Origin of the sequence: Streptomyces sp. NPDC002602 (genome assembly GCF_042889445.1) — a bacterium.
Classification (GTDB): Bacteria; Actinomycetota; Actinomycetes; order Streptomycetales; family Streptomycetaceae; genus Streptomyces.
In genome coordinates this window covers 516,710-534,137 of record NZ_JBIAQX010000001.1, presented here as the reverse complement: position 1 = coordinate 534,137, position 17,428 = coordinate 516,710, and the positions used below count along the sequence as shown (strand labels likewise).

The 17,428-nt window shown below is 70.9% G+C and carries 16 protein-coding genes; 7 read left to right on the top strand and 9 right to left on the bottom strand.

Annotated elements, in window-relative coordinates:
• The first annotated feature begins 80 nt into the window (after positions 1-80).
• The 4 genes from ACFYW3_RS02030 to ACFYW3_RS02015 all read left to right on the top strand — a co-directional run bounded on the left by ACFYW3_RS02030 (position 81) and on the right by ACFYW3_RS02015 (position 4,338).
• Entirely contained in the window at positions 81-341 is a 261-nt protein-coding gene (locus ACFYW3_RS02030) for a hypothetical protein (RefSeq protein ID WP_351760476.1), read from the top strand.
• Positions 305-919, top strand: coding sequence for a nucleotidyltransferase family protein (locus tag ACFYW3_RS02025; RefSeq protein ID WP_351760474.1), 615 nt, complete (start codon positions 305-307; stop codon positions 917-919). Before ACFYW3_RS02030 ends, ACFYW3_RS02025 begins: the two co-directional genes overlap by 37 nt.
• Positions 920-1,193: 274 nt before the next feature.
• A complete protein-coding gene (gene aceB, locus ACFYW3_RS02020) occupies positions 1,194-2,813 on the top strand; it encodes a malate synthase A (protein ID WP_351760471.1) in 1,620 nt (539 codons plus the stop codon).
• A gap of 334 nt (positions 2,814-3,147) precedes the next feature.
• Positions 3,148-4,338 carry a GDSL-type esterase/lipase family protein gene (locus ACFYW3_RS02015; RefSeq protein WP_351760468.1) on the top strand — a complete coding sequence of 397 codons (1,191 nt, stop codon included), beginning with the start codon at positions 3,148-3,150 and terminating at the stop codon, positions 4,336-4,338.
• 410 nt (positions 4,339-4,748) lie between these two features.
• On the opposite strand, the gene ACFYW3_RS02010 is transcribed toward ACFYW3_RS02015, so the two are convergent.
• Together ACFYW3_RS02010 and ACFYW3_RS02005 are read right to left on the bottom strand one after the other, a co-directional pair.
• Positions 4,749-5,870, bottom strand: a complete 1,122-nt coding sequence (locus ACFYW3_RS02010) for a saccharopine dehydrogenase (RefSeq protein ID WP_389385259.1) — start codon at positions 5,868-5,870, stop codon at positions 4,749-4,751.
• A gap of 121 nt (positions 5,871-5,991) precedes the next feature.
• The gene (locus ACFYW3_RS02005) at positions 5,992-7,968 is read right to left on the bottom strand and encodes an ATP-binding protein (RefSeq protein WP_389385258.1); all 1,977 of its coding nucleotides are present in this window, start codon (positions 7,966-7,968) and stop codon (positions 5,992-5,994) included.
• A gap of 128 nt (positions 7,969-8,096) precedes the next feature.
• On the opposite strand from ACFYW3_RS02005, the gene ACFYW3_RS02000 reads away from it, so the two are divergent.
• Positions 8,097-9,152 carry an Lrp/AsnC family transcriptional regulator gene (locus ACFYW3_RS02000; protein ID WP_351751421.1) on the top strand — a complete coding sequence of 352 codons (1,056 nt, stop codon included), beginning with the start codon at positions 8,097-8,099 and terminating at the stop codon, positions 9,150-9,152.
• Positions 9,153-9,356: 204 nt separating this feature from the next.
• Here ACFYW3_RS02000 and ACFYW3_RS01995 read toward each other — a convergent pair whose 3' ends face one another.
• The 7 genes from ACFYW3_RS01995 to ACFYW3_RS01965 all read right to left on the bottom strand — a co-directional run bounded on the left by ACFYW3_RS01995 (position 9,357) and on the right by ACFYW3_RS01965 (position 15,349).
• Positions 9,357-10,751 (bottom strand): nucleobase:cation symporter-2 family protein, encoded by a 1,395-nt coding sequence (locus ACFYW3_RS01995; protein WP_351751423.1) that lies wholly within the window; start codon positions 10,749-10,751, stop codon positions 9,357-9,359.
• A 371-nt stretch (positions 10,752-11,122) separates the two neighbouring features.
• On the bottom strand, positions 11,123-12,526 hold the full coding sequence (locus ACFYW3_RS01990; protein WP_351751424.1) for an 8-oxoguanine deaminase: 1,404 nt from the start codon (positions 12,524-12,526) through the stop codon (positions 11,123-11,125).
• Between the two features lie 190 nt (positions 12,527-12,716).
• Positions 12,717-13,640, bottom strand: coding sequence for a factor-independent urate hydroxylase (gene pucL / locus ACFYW3_RS01985; RefSeq protein ID WP_351385561.1), 924 nt, complete (start codon positions 13,638-13,640; stop codon positions 12,717-12,719).
• A gap of 5 nt (positions 13,641-13,645) precedes the next feature.
• Entirely contained in the window at positions 13,646-14,050 is a 405-nt protein-coding gene (gene uraH, locus ACFYW3_RS01980) for a hydroxyisourate hydrolase (RefSeq protein ID WP_053676788.1), read from the bottom strand.
• Positions 14,051-14,057: 7 nt separating this feature from the next.
• Positions 14,058-14,564, bottom strand: a complete 507-nt coding sequence (gene uraD / locus ACFYW3_RS01975; RefSeq protein WP_351751425.1) for a 2-oxo-4-hydroxy-4-carboxy-5-ureidoimidazoline decarboxylase — start codon at positions 14,562-14,564, stop codon at positions 14,058-14,060.
• A 153-nt stretch (positions 14,565-14,717) separates the two neighbouring features.
• Positions 14,718-15,101, bottom strand: a complete 384-nt coding sequence (locus tag ACFYW3_RS01970; protein WP_351751426.1) for a helix-turn-helix domain-containing protein — start codon at positions 15,099-15,101, stop codon at positions 14,718-14,720.
• Complete coding sequence (locus tag ACFYW3_RS01965; RefSeq protein ID WP_266950473.1) at positions 15,098-15,349, bottom strand: hypothetical protein; 252 nt, start codon at positions 15,347-15,349, stop codon at positions 15,098-15,100. Before ACFYW3_RS01965 ends, ACFYW3_RS01970 begins: the two co-directional genes overlap by 4 nt.
• A gap of 125 nt (positions 15,350-15,474) precedes the next feature.
• On the opposite strand from ACFYW3_RS01965, the gene ACFYW3_RS01960 reads away from it, so the two are divergent.
• Together ACFYW3_RS01960 and ACFYW3_RS01955 are read left to right on the top strand one after the other, a co-directional pair.
• Entirely contained in the window at positions 15,475-16,308 is an 834-nt protein-coding gene (locus ACFYW3_RS01960; protein ID WP_351751428.1) for a TIM barrel protein, read from the top strand.
• A 75-nt stretch (positions 16,309-16,383) separates the two neighbouring features.
• Positions 16,384-17,283 (top strand): 2-hydroxy-3-oxopropionate reductase, encoded by a 900-nt coding sequence (locus ACFYW3_RS01955; protein ID WP_351751429.1) that lies wholly within the window; start codon positions 16,384-16,386, stop codon positions 17,281-17,283.
• Positions 17,284-17,428 lie beyond the last annotated feature (145 nt).

Here is a 17,428-nt window from a genome sequence, read left to right as displayed (position 1 = left end):
CCCCCGATTGGCTCTGCCCGCCAGGCCAATCGAGGACCAGACTCGCCGTATTGGCCCCCGATTGGCAAGGAGACGCCGACATGCTGACCGATCGCGAGGAACGAGCCCGGGCGAACGCCGTGGAGCAGCGGATCTCCGAGCCGCTGCGCTTCCCGATCTTGTCGGACGCCGTGTCCGCCGCCGTGCCGGTCGTCTCGGCAGCCGTGCCGGCCGTCGCGGCCGCCGTGCGCGGGATCCCGGCCGCCGTGCGCGGGATCCTGACGCGGCGCCCGCGCGGCGCCGTCCAGGGGCGAGAATCGCTGTCATGTCAGCCCACACCACCCCCAGCCCCGCCCCGGTGATCGCGGGCCTGCTGCTCGCCGCCGGGGGCGGTCGCCGTCTCGGCGGACGCCCCAAGGCGCTGCTCTCCCACCACGGCCGCCCGCTCGTGGAGAACGCGGTCCGGGTGCTGCGCGAGGCGGGCTGCGGCCCGCTCCACGTGGTGTTGGGGGCCTCGGCGGCCGAGGTGCGCGAGCGCGCCGACCTGACCGGTTGCGTGGTGGTGGACAACCCGGACTGGGCCGAGGGCATGGGGTCCTCGTTGCGGGTCGGGCTCGCCTCGCTGGCCGGCGCGGGGGCGGACGCGGCGCTGGTCTCCCTGGTGGATCAGCCGGGCATCGGGGCGGCTGCGGTGGCCCGGGTACGGGCGGCGTACCGGTCGCCCGCGAGCCTGGCCGCCGCGGCGTACGACGGCGAGCGGGGGCATCCGGTGCTGTTCGGGGCGGACCGGTGGGCGGACATCGCCGAGACCGCGACCGGCGACCAGGGGGCGCGGGTCCACCTGAAGCGGCACGCCGGGGAGCTCACCCTGGTGGAGTGCGGGGACATCGCGGAGGCCTGGGACATCGACACGCCGCCGGACCTGGCCCGACTCGCATGAATCGGCCGGCCGGCGGGAAGCAGCGGGGCGTGACCACCATGGCACCCAGGGCCACCGATCGGCGGAATCTGTCGACCCGGAGAATCTCGACATCAACAAACCATTGAACTTCCACCATGAGGAAATTACTATCCACTGGTCAGAAGCGCCCTGAACCCACAGACGGCGCCCGCGACCGTATCCCGGAACTCTCCACACCCGACGGCACTGCGTGCCGTCTCGCGCGAGCATTCCCCCGCGGCCGCCAGGCACCGCCGCTGAAGGAGTGACAGATATGTCCGCACCAGCGCCGTCCCCGCTGGCCATCGTCGACGCCGAGCCCCTGCCCAGGCAGGACGAAGTCCTCACCGAAGCGGCCCTCGCCTTCGTGGCCGAGCTCCACCGGCGGTTCGCACCCCGCCGCGCGGAACTCCTCGCCCGACGCGGCGAGCGGCGCGCCGAGATCGCCCGGACCTCCACCCTCGACTTCCTCCCGGACACCGCACAGGTCCGCGAGGGAGACTGGAAGGTCGCGCCGGCCCCGGCCGCGCTGAACGACCGCCGCGTGGAGATCACCGGTCCGACGGACCGCAAGATGACCATCAACGCCCTGAACTCGGGCGCCAAGGTCTGGCTCGCCGACTTCGAGGACGCCTCGGCTCCCACCTGGGAGAACGTCGTCCTCGGCCAGCTGAACCTGATCGACGCCTACGAGCGTCGCATCGACTTCACCGACCCCCGTACCGGCAAGGCGTACGCGCTGAAGGCCGCCGACCAGCTCGCCACCGTCGTGATGCGGCCGCGCGGCTGGCACCTGCAGGAGCGCCACCTGCGCTTCGAGGGCGGCCCGGCCTCCGGTTCGCTCGTCGACTTCGGCCTGTACTTCTTCCACAACGCCCAGCGCCTGATCGACCTCGGCAAGGGCCCCTACTTCTACCTGCCGAAGACGGAGTCGCACCTCGAGGCCCGCCTCTGGAACGACATCTTCGTCTTCGCCCAGGACTACGTCGGGATCCCGCAGGGCACCGTCCGCGCGACCGTCCTGATCGAGACCATCACCGCGGCCTACGAGATGGAAGAGATCCTCTTCGAGCTCAAGGACCACGCGGCCGGCCTCAACGCGGGCCGTTGGGACTACCTCTTCTCCATCGTGAAGAACTTCCGTGACGGCGGCGAGAAGTTCGTCCTGCCGGACCGCAACGCGGTGACGATGACCGCCCCCTTCATGCGGGCGTACACCGAACTGCTGGTCAGGACCTGCCACAAGCGCGGCGCACACGCCATCGGCGGCATGGCGGCCTTCATCCCGTCCCGCAAGGACGCCGAGGTCAACAAGGTCGCGTTCGAGAAGGTCAAGGCCGACAAGGACCGCGAGGCCGGCGACGGCTTCGACGGCTCCTGGGTCGCCCACCCCGACCTGGTCCCGATCGCGATGGCCTCCTTCGACGCGGTGCTCGGTGACAAGCCCAACCAGAAGGACCGGCTGCGCGAGGACGTCTCGGTGGCCGCGGGCGAACTGATCGCCGTCGACTCGCTGGACGCGAAGCCGACCTACGAGGGGCTGCGCAACGCCGTCCAGGTCGGCATCCGTTACATCGAGGCGTGGCTGCGCGGCCTGGGCGCCGTCGCCATCTTCGGACTGATGGAGGACGCGGCCACCGCCGAGATCTCCCGCTCGCAGATCTGGCAGTGGATCAACGCCGGGGTCGTCTTCGAGAACGGCGAGACGGCCACCGCCGACCTGACCCGCAAGATCGCGACCGAGGAACTGGCCGCCATCCGCGCCGAGGTCGGCGAGGAGGCCTTCACCGGCGGCAAGTGGCAGCAGGCCCACGACCTCCTGCTCCAGGTCTCCCTCGACGCCGACTACGCGGACTTCCTCACCCTCCCCGCGTACGACCAGCTCACCGGCTGACCCACTCGCGTCTTCGGCTGAAACGCACAGCAGCCGAGCACGAAGCCCCGCCCCCGCCGCCCCCAGGGCCCGGGGGCGGGGCCTTTTCGCGTCACCCGCCCGTGGGCGCGCGGCGCCGGGCGGCGGAATCCGGCCGGGCGAGCCCGGCACACGGAACGCGTGGACCGACCGAACGATCGGACGTTACCTCATCGTGATCTGCGCGTACCTAGCGGTAACATGCGACGCCGTGTCACCTTTCCGATGCCACCGGCGCCGGCGGTAATCCCCACTTCCCCAGCCGTGCACCGGAGTTCCTCCGGGCACCGGCGTGGCAGACCGCAGGAGTTCCGCAGTGATCGGATTCCGCAACACCGGCAAGGGCCGGACCGGCAGTCGTGTGCGACGACTGGCCGGGGCCGCACTGATCCTCCCCCTCACCGCCGCCGCGCTCGTGACCGGCGGGGCCGGAACGTCCGCGGCGAGCCCGGGCAACGGGCCCACCGCGGTGGTCTCCCTGGGCGACAGCTACATCTCCGGCGAGGCCGGCCGGTGGAAGGGCAACAGCCTGACCAACGGCGGCGGCCGCAACGGCACCGACCGGGCCTGGACCGGCGGCAGTTCCTACGATCCCTCCAAGGTGTACGGCGCCACCGCCGGCGGGTGCCACCGGTCGGACTCGGCCGAGGTGCGCAGCGCCGGGCCGATCGCCGACGTGGCCGTGAACCTGGCGTGCTCCGGGGCGGTGTCGGACAACGTGTTCCGGGCGTCCAACGGCGGGGTGTCCTTCAAGGGCGAGGCCCCGCAGGCGGATCAGCTCGCCGCCGTGGCCGCGAGCCACGACGTCAAGGTGATCGTGCTGTCCATCGGCGGGAACGACCTCGGGTTCGCCGGCATCATCCAGGACTGCGCCTTCGACTTCGTCCTCTGGGGCTCCTACTGTCACGACGATCAACAGGAGTCCGTCGACGGGAAGATGGACGGGGTGATGGCCAAGGTGGGCAAGTCCGTCGACGAGATCCGGGCGGTGATGCGCGGCGCCGGGTACGCGGACTCCTCGTACCGCGTCATCCTCCAGTCCTACCCCTCGCCGATCCCGCGGGGCGCCGAGAACCGGTACCCGCAGAGCGACTGGAGCCGGTTGAACTCCGGCGGCTGCCCCTTCTGGAACCGGGACTCCGACTGGGCGCGGGACGCGCTGGTGCCGCAGATCGCCGATCGGTTGGGCGCGGTGGCCGCCGCCAAGGGCGTGCAGTTCCTGGACCTGCGGGACATGATGCAGGGCCGCGAGGTGTGCGCGAAGGCCAGCAGGCTGGTCACCTCGACGTCGGCCGCCTCCGCGCGGACGAGCGAGTGGGCGCGCTGGATCGACAGCAGCGAGACGCAGGGACTGATCCAGGAGTCCATGCACCCGAACCACTTCGGACAACTGGCCGTCGGGCGCTGCCTGGCCCTGGCCGCGGCCCGACCGGCGACGTCCCGGGACAGTTGCCGGAACACCGCCGGCGGTGACCAGAGCGGGATGTACCTGACGCCCGCCCCGTAGACCCCGCTGCGCGCTCGGCGCGTGGGGGACGCGGAACCCGCGGCCGCGAGGCCCGGGTTCCGTGGGGGCGTGCCCGCCCTTGCCCGCCGTCGAGGGGACGGTTCGGTTGTCGGTACGGCGCTTGCTGTCGATCGCGGTCTCGGCGCCCTCGCGTAGCCGGACCGCCGTCAACAGCGAGCGCTGCACGGGCTCCTGAACGCACCCTCACCGCGGGTACGGGGCGAGGTTCCACGGCCTAGGGCCTGTCGTCAAAGTGTCGTCTGCCTCGCGACGCCTGGCACGCACTCTCGCCGTACCGGGCGAAAGCCCAAGTACGTCCAGTACGCGGGCTTCCGCCCGGCACGCCGAGAGCACGCACCAGACGCCGCGAGGCCGCCCTTCGGGCGACGACGCCACTTTGACGACAGGCCCTAGAGGGCGGGTTGCTCGTCGCCGTCGCGGACGGAGGGCGATCGCAGCGTGGTCATGGCGTCGGTGAAGGCCTCCCGGCAGCGCAGCCAGTCGGGGTCCGGGGTGCCGGTCCCCAGGGCCAGCAGTTTGGGCAGCAGGTCCGCCGAGAACGCCTGGGCGGCTTCGGCCGGGAGCAGGGACGGCAGGTTGTCGATGGCGATGACGTCGAGCGGTCGCAGGCCGTCGACCAGCCGGCGGGCCGGGGTCGCCCAGTCGGTGAGCCGGTCGTAGACGGGCAGCAGGTGCAGCGGCGAACCCGTGTCACAGGTGATGTCGGCGATCACCGAGAGGCGTCGCCCGTCGGGACCGGGGTCGCCGTCCAGGTCGGCGGATGTGAGGAAGGGCGGCACGGGTCGGGTGGTGAGCACCGCGTTGACCAGGACGTCGCACCCGAGCAGGGCCGTACGGTCCAGGTCGGCGGTGTCGGTGCGGTCCCACCGGGTGACCCGTGCGCCGGCGGTGACCAGGGCGTCGCAGGCGCCGCGCCCGCTGCGCCCGTACCCTCCGATCACGATGGACCGCAGCTGTACCCCGTCGGGTGGGGGAACGGCCCGCGAGGCGCGTAATCGGCGGTCGAGTTCGGCCCGGGGCATCGGTGTCAGCGGGCCTTCGAGCAGGCCCCGCGTCTGGAGTACGGCGAGCGCCGCGCCCACGTAGCCCGCCCAGTACCCGAAGGCGGCTAGCCTGCGGCCCTGGGCGTCGGCCAGGTACTCCAGGTCGAGCAGGGTCCCGCCGCCCGCCGCGAACCGCTCCAGCAGCGCCGGGGCCTCGGCCTGGCCCTTGTACGCGTGCCCGAAGTACACGTGCCGGTGGTGCAACCGCTCGGGTGTCGGCGGGAGTTCCTTCAGGCCCAGGACGTACGCGGACTCGGGTGCGGCCCCGTCCGCCCAGGATCCGGCGGGTGCGGCGCGGCAGCCGGCGTCCACGTAGGCGGAGAGGGGGAAGACGCGGTGGTCGGAGTCCTCCACGGTGAGTCGTACGCCCTGCCGGACGAGCCGTCCGGCGTCCTGGGGGGTGAGCGGGGCCCTTCGTTCGGTGAGGCGTGTCTCGTTGCGCATCCACAACTGCGGCACATCTGCCATCGGCGGTACCACCTGTCTGCTCAGGACGCCTCGACGGACGTCCGCGTGCAACATGTGACCGACCATCAGAGTCCGTTCGCCGGTGGCGTTCGGCAAGGAGCGCGGCAGCGGGAACGGGGGCTCAGAATTCAGGCAGCAGCGCTCGCGGTCCGATCCGTGCGCCCTCCGCGTACGCCGCCCGGAGTTCCTCCTCGGGCATCCGGTCCTCCAGGACGTCCAGGGCGCGCGGCGGGCGGGCGGCCGCCGGACGGGCCCCGGAGACCGAACCGAGGAGCCGGGCGGATCGCGCGTACCGGCCCTGACCCGCCTCCAACTCGGCCAACAGCTCAGCCGAGAGCGCCCGGCCGGTCCGGTCGCCCAGGGCCGATTGTGTCTCCAGCGCGCGCGTCACCTCGGTACGGGCCGCATCGGTACGACCCTGGCGGGCCAGGCGCACGGCCGAGGCGTGGCTCGTCCAGGAACGGGCCCACGGGTCGCGACGCCCGCCGGGCGGATCGGCCGGCGGTTCGACCGACGGCTCGGCGAGCGGGTCCACGTGCGCGAGGGCCAGTGCGAGGGCGGCCCGGAACGCCTCCCGGCCGGGGCCGGACACGGGCCCGGCGGGCAGCAGTTCCAGGGCCTCCCGGTACTCGGTGACGGCGCTCTCGTGGCGGCGTTCCCACAGGGCGATCGTGCCGCGCACGTGCGCGAGGTGCGCCAGGCAGGCGTCGTCTCCTTCCCGCACCGCGGCGCTCCAGGCCTCCACCAGCAGCGGGTCCGTACCGTCCGCACCGTCGAGGATCGCCGTCAGCCAGGCGGCCAGCCACAGCGCGCGGGCCGGCCGGGGGCGCGGATGCAGGGCGAGGGCGCGCTCCAGGTGGCACCGGCCCTCCGCCGGGAGCCCGCAGGCCGACCAGAGGAACCACAGGGTGACGGCCAGTTCCAGGGCGGCGCCCGGACCCGCGGTGAGGGGGTTCATCGCGGCCCGCAGCTCGGGGAGTTCGGCCAGGGCAAGGGCGCGCGCCTCGCTCTGTGCGCCGCCCCGCCACAGTCGCGCGGCGCGTTCCGCGAGCGAGCGACAGCGCTCCTGGTGGCGCAGGGCGACGGTGGTCCCGTCGTCGCCGGGGCGGCGGGCCAGACGCATGGCCGCGTGGGCGCGTACGGACAGGGGCAGTCGGTGGCGGCCGGGGTGCTCCTCGTCCGCGAGCAGGGCGGGGGCCAGTCGGGCCAGGGCCTCCACGGCGGCGGCCGGGGTCAGCTCGCCGAAGCCGCACACGTCGGCGACCGCGGCCGCGTCGAAGGGGCCGGCGAAGACGGAGAGCCGTTCCCACAGGAGGCGTTCGGCCGGCGAGGCCAGTCGGTGGGTGCGCTCGGCGTCGACGCGGGTGGCGCGCCCGGCGCCGCCGGCGAGGAAGGTCAGCGGGTCGGCGGTCAGGCGGCGCAGGGCCTCCAGGGGCGGGTAGCGGTGTGCGCGCCCGGCGGCGAGTTCCAGGGCTGCGGGGATCCCGTCGAGGGCCCGGCACAGGGCGGCGACGGCGGCGGCGTTGGCGTCGGTGAGCTCGAAGAAGGGGTCGGCGCCGCGCGCGTGTTCCTCGTACAGCCGCACGGCTGCGGAGCCGACGATCGCGGCGGCGGGTTGCCGGGCGGCGGGGTCCCGGGGTTCGGCGGGCAGGGACAGCGGCGGGACGGCGAGCTCGGCTTCGCCCGGCAGGTCGAGTCGCCGTTGGGAGGTCGCCAGGATGCGGGCCCGGGGCAACCAGGCCATCAGGTCCGCCACCACCCGTGCGGCCTCGTCCCCCAGTTGTTCGCAGCCGTCGAGCACCAGCAGGACCTCGCGGCCGTCGAGCCCGTGGACCAGCTCGTGTTCCATCACCGCCCACCGGGATTCGGGGAGCGTGGACAGCTCCACCCAGACGGTGTCGGCGCCGTCGCCCGAGGTCAGGGCGCGTACGGTGCGCAAGGCGAGCCGGGTCTTGCCGATGCCGGCGGGCCCGGTGAGGGTCACCAGCCTGCCGGCGGCCAGCAGTTCGGCGGTGGCGGCCGTCTCCCGGTCCCGGCCGACGACATCGGACAGCTCCGCGGGCACCGTGCGACGTGCGCACGCTTCGGGGTCCCCCACGTGTCCTCCCGCGACGTCCTGTACTCGCGCACAACCGTCGGATTCATCGGTTCGGCGCACAAAGAGAGATGATCTGCGGAAAGTCCGGTCTTCCGACCCGCGACCGGGAGAACCACCAGGGGGAAGGTATGCACGCGGCCATTTCCGCCGTGGACGACACCGACCGGGCGCTCGTCCACGCACTCCAACTCGCGCCCCGGGCGAGCTGGGAGCGGTTGGGGCCGGTGCTCGGCGCCCGCCCCGACACGCTGGCCCGTCGCTGGGAGCGCATGACGGGGGCCGGCGAGGCCTGGATATCGGGGCTGGGGCTACGTACGGGCAACCAGTCGCCCTGCATGGCCTGGGTGGAGGTGACCTGCGCCGCCGGCACCGCCCCCGCGGTCGGCGCGGCGCTGGTCGGGGACCCGCACACGCTCGGCGTGCAACACACCACGGGCGCGCGTGACCTGTTGGCGTTCGTGGCCGTACCGACCCTGCACACGCTGTACCGCTACCTGTCCTTCCGCGTCCAGCGGATCCCCGGGGTGGGCGCGACCCGGTCGTCGATGGTGACGGCGGTGCACAGCGCCCCCGACCGGTGGCGCCTGGACCAACTGACCCCGCTCCAGATCGATCTGCTGACCGGGCGGAACCGCCGCTCCACGTCGTCGACGGCCCCCGCCGGCCCGGCTCCGACGGGCATGACGGAGGAGGACCGGCCGCTGGTGCTGGCGCTGGCCTCGGACGCGCGCCGCAGCGTGGCCTCGCTGGCGCGGGAGGTCGGCTTGAGCGAGTCCACGGTGCGTCGCCGGCTGGGCCGGCTGGAGGCGGGGCAGGGGCTGCGCTACAGCTGCGCGATGGCCTCGGGGGTCTCGGGGTGGCCGGTGTCGGCGACCCTGTGGGCGGAGGTGCCCGAGCACGAGGTGGCCGACTGCGCGGCGGCGGCGATCGGGTTACGCGAGACCCGGACCTGCATGTCCGTCAGCGGGCCCTGGAACTTCATGATCAGTGCACGGCTGCGCACGATCGCGGAGCTGTCCCGCTACACCTCGGACCTCTCGCGCCGGTTGCCGGCGATGCGGGTCACCGACTCGGCGGTCGCGCTCCACGTGCGCAAGGCGGAGGCGCAGGAGTTGGACCAGGAGGGGCGCCGCGTGCGCACGGTGCTCCCGGACATCTGGACGGAGCCGACGCGCGCGGCCTGAGGCACGCGCACCGGGGAACGGACGGGCCGGGAACGGACGGACCGGAAACGGACGGGCCGGGAACGGACGGGCCGGGAACGGACGCGCGGCCCCGGGTGGCTCCGGGCGCGGACTCGTGCGGGAACACGGGCGCGCGGCGGTGCGGACGCCACACCCGCAGTGGGTGGCGTCCGCACCGCCGCGCGCCGGCCGGGGGTCCCGGCCTCAGTGCACGAACGCCGGTTCCGACGGAGCCTGCGCGGCCTCGTCCTTCTTCTTGGCGCCGAGGTGGTTGAAGGCCAGGTTGAGCAGGATCGCCACGACGCAGCCGGTGCTGATGCCGGAGTCGAGGACGACCAACAGGTCCTTCGGGAAGGCGTGGTAGAAGCCCGGGGCGGCGATCGGTATCAGGCCGATGCCGACCGAGGCGGCCACGATCAGGGCGTTCTCGCCCTTCTCCATGGCGGCGCCCGCCAGGGTCTGGATGCCGCTGGCGGCGACCGAGCCAAAGAGGACGATGCCGGCGCCGCCGAGCACGGGCAGCGGCACCACGCCGATCACGGAGGCCGCCACCGGACACAGGCCGAGCAGGATCAGGATGGCGCCGCCGGCGGCGACGACGAACCGGCTGCGCACCTTGGTCATCGCCACGAGTCCGATGTTCTGGGCGAAGGCACTGCACATGAAGCCGTTGAACAGCGGGCTGATGGCACTGCCGAGGGTGTCGGCGCGCAGGCCGCCCTCGATGGTCTTCGCGTCCGCCGGACGGCCCACGATCCTGCCGAGGGCCAGGATGTCGGCGGTGGACTCGGTCATGCAGACCAGCATCACGATGCACATGGAGATGATGGCGGCGACCTGGAACTGTGGGGCGCCGAAGTGGAACGGACTGGGGAAGCCGACGATGTCCGCGTCGCGGATGGCGTCGAAGTTCGTCATGTGCAGCGGGATCGCGATGAGGGTGCCCACCACCAGGCCGAGCAGGATGGATATCTGCTGGAGGAAGCCCCGCAGGAACTTCCGCATGACCAGCACGATCGCCAAGGTGAGGGCGGCCATGCCGATGTTCTGCATCGACCCGTAGTCGGAGGCGGTGCTGTTGCCGCCCTGCGACCAGTTGAACGCCACGGGGAGCAGTGAGACGCCGATCAGGGTGATGACCGTGCCGGTGACGACGGGTGGGAAGAAGCGGACGAGCTTCCCGAAGTAGGGGGCGGCCAGGAAGCCGAGGAGTCCGGCGACGATGATCGCGCCGAAGATGACGGGGATGGCGTCGGCCCCCTCCCCCTTGCCGATGGCGATCATCGGAGTGACACCGGCGAAGGAGACGCCGTTGACGAAGGGGAGTTTGGCGCCGATCTTCCAGAACCCGAGGGTCTGGAGCAGGGTGGCGAGGCCGGCGGTGAAGAGCGAGGCGCCCATCAGGAAGGCCGTCTCGGTGGCGGAGAGACCGACGGCGGGTCCGACGATCATGGGCGGGGCGACGACACCCGCGTACATGGCGGCCACGTGTTGGAGACCGCTCGTGAACATTTTCAGCGGAGGCAGGGTCTCGTCGACCGGGTGCGTCTCCTCCGGTACTGCGACTGCATCTTTGCGAAACCTGGGCGTTGCGGCCACGGCTTCCTCCGGTCGGGTAACACGTCGGCAGGGACGTGGGTGTCTGGGAGGTGGTGCGAAAGCGGTGCTAGTCGAGCCGTTGTGAAGTTGTGGAGGTGCCGTCCCGAGGGGTGTGCGGGACGCACGGGGTGCGGAAACGATTCGCCCGAGTCGTTCCCACGGGATGCCGCGGTGCGTGGGAGCCCGCGGGCCGTGGCGTGACGCGTTGGCGTGCCGATGGTGGTGCGCGCCGTGAGAGTGTCACGAGTCACCGCCCCCGGGGGCGCCCTCGGTGTTGACCTCGGGCGCTTCCCGGGAACGGCTGCCGCGGACCCCGCTCGGGTCCGCGGCCGCCGGTCGAGGGCCGTCCCCCTCGACCGGACTCCGGGGGATCAGGCCTGCGCGGAGAGCCGCGCGAGGCGCTGGGCCTCTTCCCGCGTGGACACGGCGATCGCGTCCTCGTCGGCGAAGAGCAGTCGGTTGTTCTCGACGATCTGCTTGCCGTTGACCAGCGAGAGGGTGACCGGGGCGGCCGCGCCGAAGACGAGCGCGGTGACCGGGTCCGCGATGGAGGAGTGTGCCAGCGTGCTGACGTTCCACATCACCAGGTCGGCGAGCTTGCCCACCTCCAGCGAACCGATGTTGTCGGCGCGGCCGAGGACCTGGGCGCCACCGTACGTACCCAGGCGCAGGGCCTGGCGCGCGTTCAGGGCGCGCTCGCGGTGGACGGGGTTCAGGCGGTTGATGAGCAGCGCGTTGCGCAGCTCGGTGTGCAGTTCACCGGACTCGTTGGAGGCGGTGCCGTCCACGCCGAGGCCGACCGGTACGCCGGCGGCCAGCATGTCGGGTACGCGGGCGATGCCGGCGGCCAAGCGGGCGTTGGAGGACGGGCAGTGCGCCACACCGGTCTTGGTGCGGGCGAACGCGGCGATGTCGGAGTCGTTCATGTGGACGCTGTGCGCCATCCACACGTCCTCGCCGAGCCAGCCGGTCGACTCGAAGTAGTCGGTCGGACCCATGCCGAACAGTTCCTTGCAGAACTGCTCCTCCTCGACGGTCTCCGAGCCGTGCGTGTGCAGGCGCACGTTCAGCCGGCGGGCCAGCTCGGCGCCCTGCTTCAGCAGTTCGGTGGAGACCGAGAAGGGGGAGCACGGGGCGACGGCGACCTGGGTCATCGCGTCGAAGGAGTGGTCGTGGTGCTTCTTGACGGTCGCCTCGGTGTCGGCGAGCGCGCCTTCGAGGGTCTCGACGGCGTGGTCCGGCGGCAGGCCGCCGTCCTTGACGCTGCGGTCCATCGATCCGCGGGCCAGGGTGAAGCGGACGCCCATCTCGGACGCGGCGCGGATGATCGAGCCGGAGAGGTCGCCGGAGCCCTTGGGGAAGACGTAGTGGTGGTCCATGGCGGTGGTGACGCCGCCCTTGGCCATCATCGCCAGGGAGCCCTGGGCGGCCGTGTACGTCATCTGCTCGTCGATGCGCGCCCACGTCGGGTACAGGGCGACGAGCCAGTTGAAGAGGTTGTGGTCGGTGGCCAGACCACGGGTGATCCACTGGTAGAAGTGGTGGTGCGTGTTGACCAGACCCGGGGTGACGAGGTGACCCGTGCCGTCGATGCGGCGGACCACGTTGGCGAGGTTCTCGGGGGCTCTGCCCGCACCGATCGACTCGATCTTGTTGCCGGCGACGACCACGTGACCCGAGGCGTACTCGGTGTCGTTCGCGTCAACGGTCGCGATGGCACAGTTCTCGATGACGATGCGCCGGGCGGCGCTGTCCTGGGCTGCCGATGCTGCCATGGGACTTCCTCGTGCTTTCAGTGGCGGTACGGGCACGGCAAAACCCAGGGGATTTGAGTGCCGGAGCCGGGGGCCTTGACAGCTGACAGTACTGCCGCCCCGTGTGTTGCGTCCGGGTGCCGATTAAGGAAGTTGAAGAGTGTCGCGCCGATCCCGGGGCCACTGCGGGGCCCCGGGACGAACGTGCTCGTCAGAGGTTGGTCATGTCCACGGGGATGCGGGCGTCCACGCCGTCGCGGAGGACCGTCGCCTCGATCAGACCGTAGGGGCGGTCCGCGGCGAAGTAGACCTCGTTGTCGTTCTTGAGGCCGAAGGGCTCCAGGTCGACGAGGAAGTGGTGCTTGTTCGGGAGCGAGAAGCGGACCTCGTCGATCTCCGAACGGTGGTTGATGATGCGCGAACCCATCTGGTACAGGGTCTGCTGCAGCGACAGGGAGTAGGTCTCCGCGAAGGCCTGCAGCATGTGCTTGCGGGTCTCGGCGTAGGACTTCTCCCAGTTGGGCATCCGCTGCTCGTCGTCCGACCAGTTGAAGCGCCAGCGGGCCGACACCTGGGTGGCCAGGATGCGGTCGTAGGCCTCCTTCAGGGTCGTGTACTTGTCCTTCACGTAACCCCAGAACTCGGAGTTCGTGGAGTTCATGACGACGAGGTCCTTGAGGCCGGAGATGACCTCCCAGTTCGTGCCGTCGTACGTGATCTGGGTGACGCGGGTCTCCATGCCCTCGCGGACGAACGAGTGGTTGACCTCGTCCGCCCCGATGAACTTGGAGTTGGCGTCGGAGGTGGCGATCCGGGACCAGGAGTACTCCTCGATCCGGATGCGCGCCCGCTGGATCGGCTCCTGGCTGTTGACGAACCAACGCGCCAGGTGGATGCCGAACTGCTCGGCGGACTCGATGCCGTACTCCTTGGCGAACGCGTACACCGTGTTCTTGGTGGTGTCCGTCGGCAGGACGTTGGCGTTGGAGCCGGAGTAGTGGACGTCGTCCATGTCGCCGGAGAGGGCGACCGAGACGTTGAGGTCCTTGATGTGGTGGGTGTCGCCGTCCCGCGTGATCTTGACTACGCGGTTCTCTGCTTTCCCGTACTGATTCTGGCCGAGAATCGTGGGCATGTCTGCTAGCTCCCTCGGTAAACGGAGTAGCCGAACGGGTTGAGCAGCAGCGGTACGTGGTAGTGCTCGCCCGGGTTCACCGCAAAGGTGATGGTGACCTCCGGGAAGAACGCACCGCTGTCCCTTACGCGGGGGGCGTCCTGCTGCGCCTCGGCTTGCTTCTTCGAACTGTGCTTGTTCAGGAAGTACGTCTCGGTCTCGAAGTCGAGACGCACGTGTGTGGTGCCCTCCGGCAGGGCCGGCAGGTCCTTGCAGCGTCCGTCCGCATCGGTGGCGGAGCCGCCCAGGGCCGCCCACTCGCCGCCCGGACCCGTACGGGCCGACAGGGAGATGGCGACGCCCTCGGCGGGCTTGCCGATGCTGGTGTCCAGGATGTGCGTGGACACCGACGCGGTGGTCTCGGTGCTCATGGCGTGCTCACTCTCCTTCTGCGAGGCGGGTCAGACGGATCCGGTTGATCTTGACGAGCTCGCCGCGGGCGATTTCCCGCTCCGCTTCCGGCGAATTGTCGATCCGGACCTTGACCGCGTCCCGCATGAACTCACCGGTCGCACCGGTGGCGCAGATGAGGAAGACGTGGCCGAACTTCTCCTGGTACGCCAGGTTCAGTTCGAGGAGCTCGTTCTTGAGGTCCTCCGAGGCACCGGCCATGCCACGCTGCTCACGGGCGGAGGTCGGGTCTCCCGGCTTCGGCCGGCCGATCGGAGCGTGGCCCCCCATCGCCTCGCCGAGATCCTCGGCGGTGAGCTCCGCCATGGCGGACTCGTTGGCCGAGAACAGGGCATCGGCGGTGGTGAAGGGACGCTGTGCGAGCAACCTGCTCCCCCATGCCGAGCTGGCACAGACCTCGTGCAGTTCGGCCGTGGCCGCGCTGTCGTCCAAGGCGTTGAACCGGGTGAGACCCGGGGTCGGACTCGAAGTCACGGTAGGCCTCCGTGGCCTGTTGTTGCTTGACGGGCTGCGCATAGCTAACGCCCTCGACAACACCGCGTCAACACTTTGTTGAAACTTCGCGTACACAAAAGCCGCCGCCCGGATGAAACGGGCGGCGGCTCGTCACCGTGCGTCAGGCGGTGTTCACGCTTGGCTGTTCTTGTTCGGGTTTTCCCTGTTCAGGTAGTTGTAGACCGTGAAGCGGCTGACCCCCAGGGCACCCGCGACCGTCTCCACCCCGTGCCGCACGGAGAAGGCGCCACGCGCCTCCAATATGCGTACCACGTCCTGCTTGGCCTTTCGATCGAGCCGGGCCAGGGGCACGCCGTGGCGTCGCTCCAGCGCCGCCAGGATGTGGTCCAGCGAGTCGGACAGCTGGGGCAGGCGCACGGCCAGCAGGTCCTGACCCTCCCAGGTGAGCACGACGTCGTCGGGCTGCGCCTGGGAGGGATCCATCAGCTCGCCGCCGATGGCGTCGACCAGCGGCTTGACCGCGGTGACGAACGGGTGGTCGCGGGGCTCGGTCACGGGGTCTCCTCCCGGATCACGTTCACCTGGAGCGAGACGCGCGTGGCTCCGGCCTCCAGCGCATCGCGCAGGAGCGCGGAAACGGCGGTGAGCACCTCGTCGGACCCGCCCTCGGCGGTGTTGCCGAAGGGGCCGACGTCCACCGCGTCGAGCCGCGCCTTCTGGATGACCTCGCGAGCGGCCACGGCATGGGCGGGGGCCTCTTCGAGATCGAAGGGCTCGGTCGTGAATTCCACTCTCAATCGCACGCGGTCAAGCTACCCCGCGCTCCGGACGTTTCGGGAGTCCGCACTTGACAGCCACGCGAACCTCGATGCAGTCTTCCATCAAGCAGAAAACAACTTCCGCAATACGGAAGGAGCGCACACCCCTCATGGGATACACGGACCAGCGCTTCGATGTGAACCTTTCGATCCTCTACACGGAACTCCCGCTCCTGGAGCGTCCCGCGGCCGCCGCCGCGGCGGGCTTCACCGCGGTCGAGCTGTGGTGGCCCTGGATCGAGACCCCCACCCCCGCCCAGGCGGAGCTCGACGCCCTCAAGAAGGCTCTTGAGGACGCCGGTACCCGGCTGGTGGGTCTGAACTTCTACGCCGGCCGATTGCCGGGCCCGGACCGCGGCGCGGTCTCGGTCCCCGGTGAGGAGTCGGAGCGCTTCAACGCCAACATCAACGTGGCCGCCGACTTCGCGGCCTCGGTCGGCTGCAAGGCGCTGAACGCCCTCTACGGCAACCGTGTGGAGGGCGTCGACCCGGCCGTCCAGGACGAGCTCGCCCTGGAGAACCTGGTCGTGGCCGCCCGCGCCGCCGACCGGGTGGGCGCGATCCTCCTGATCGAGACCCTCAACAAGCCCGAGTCGCCGCTCTACCCCCTGGTGAGCGCACCGGCCGGCATCGAGGTCGTGGACAAGGTGAACGAGGCCACCGGCCTCGGCAACGCCAAGTTCCTCCTCGACCTGTACCACCTGGCGATGAACGATGAGGACCTCTCCGAGGTCATCGAAAAGTACGCCGCCAAGACCGGGCACGTCCAGATCGCGGACAAGCCCGGACGCGGTGCCCCCGGCACCGGCGAGCTGCCCCTGGAGGAGCTGCTCGACCAGCTGAGGAAGGCCGGATACGAGGGCTACGTAGGCCTGGAGTACAAGGCCGCCGACGCCGCCGCCTCCTTCGCGTGGCTGCCGGCCGAGGCCCGCGCCGCGAAGTAGGCGGACCAAGTCCGGGCGATCAGCCAGGCACCTCACGCACTTTTCGTACAAGGCTTCAAGAGAAGGACCCTCATCATGAGCAACCCCACCGCGCTCCCGTCGATCGCCTGGATCGGTCTCGGCATCATGGGCTCCCCCATGGCCGAGAACCTCCTGAAGGCCGGCTACTCGGTCACCGGCTTCACCCTGGAGCAGGACAAGCTGGAGCGTCTCGCCGCCGCCGGCGGGACCGCGGCCGGCTCGATCGCCGAGGCCGTCAAGGACGCCGACGTCGTCATCACGATGGTGCCCGCCTCCCCGCAGGTCGAGGCCATCGCCTACGGCGAGAACGGCATCCTGGAGAACGCGAAGTCCGGCGCGCTGATCGTCGACATGTCGTCGATCACCCCGCAGACCTCGATCGACCTCGCCAAGAACGCCGCCGAGAAGGGCATCCGCGTCATCGACGCCCCGGTGTCCGGCGGCGAGGCCGGCGCCATCGAGGCCGTGCTGTCGATCATGGTGGGTGGCGAGCAGGCCGACTTCGACGAGGCCCTGCCGGTCCTGGAGGCCCTCGGCAAGACCATCGTCCTGTGCGGCCCGCACGGCTCCGGCCAGACGGTGAAGGCCGCCAACCAGCTCATCGTCGCGGTGAACATCCAGGCGTGCGCCGAGGCCGTCGTCTTCCTGGAGAAGTCCGGCGTGAACCTCACCGCCGCCCTGGACGTCCTGGGCGGCGGTCTGGCCGGCTCCACGGTGCTGACGCGCAAGAAGGACAACTTCCTGAACCGCGACTTCAAGCCCGGCTTCCGGATCGACCTGCACCACAAGGACATGGGCATCGTCACCGACGCCGCCCGCAACGTGGGTGCGGCCCTCCCGGTCGGCGCGGTCGTCGCCCAGCTCGTCGCCTCGCTGCGCGCGCAGGGTGACGGTGGCCTGGACCACTCCGCCCTGCTCCGCGCGGTCGAGCGCCTCTCCGGCGCCCAGGTCTGACCACGGGTCTGAACGCCCTTCCCCCCAGGGGGACCTGAGTTTCCGGATGGTGCCGGTGCTGACACCTGTCCTGTCGCGCCCAAGCGCCGGCACCGTCCGGATTTCCTCTCCACACTCTTTCTTTCAACAAACTGTTGACGTCGAG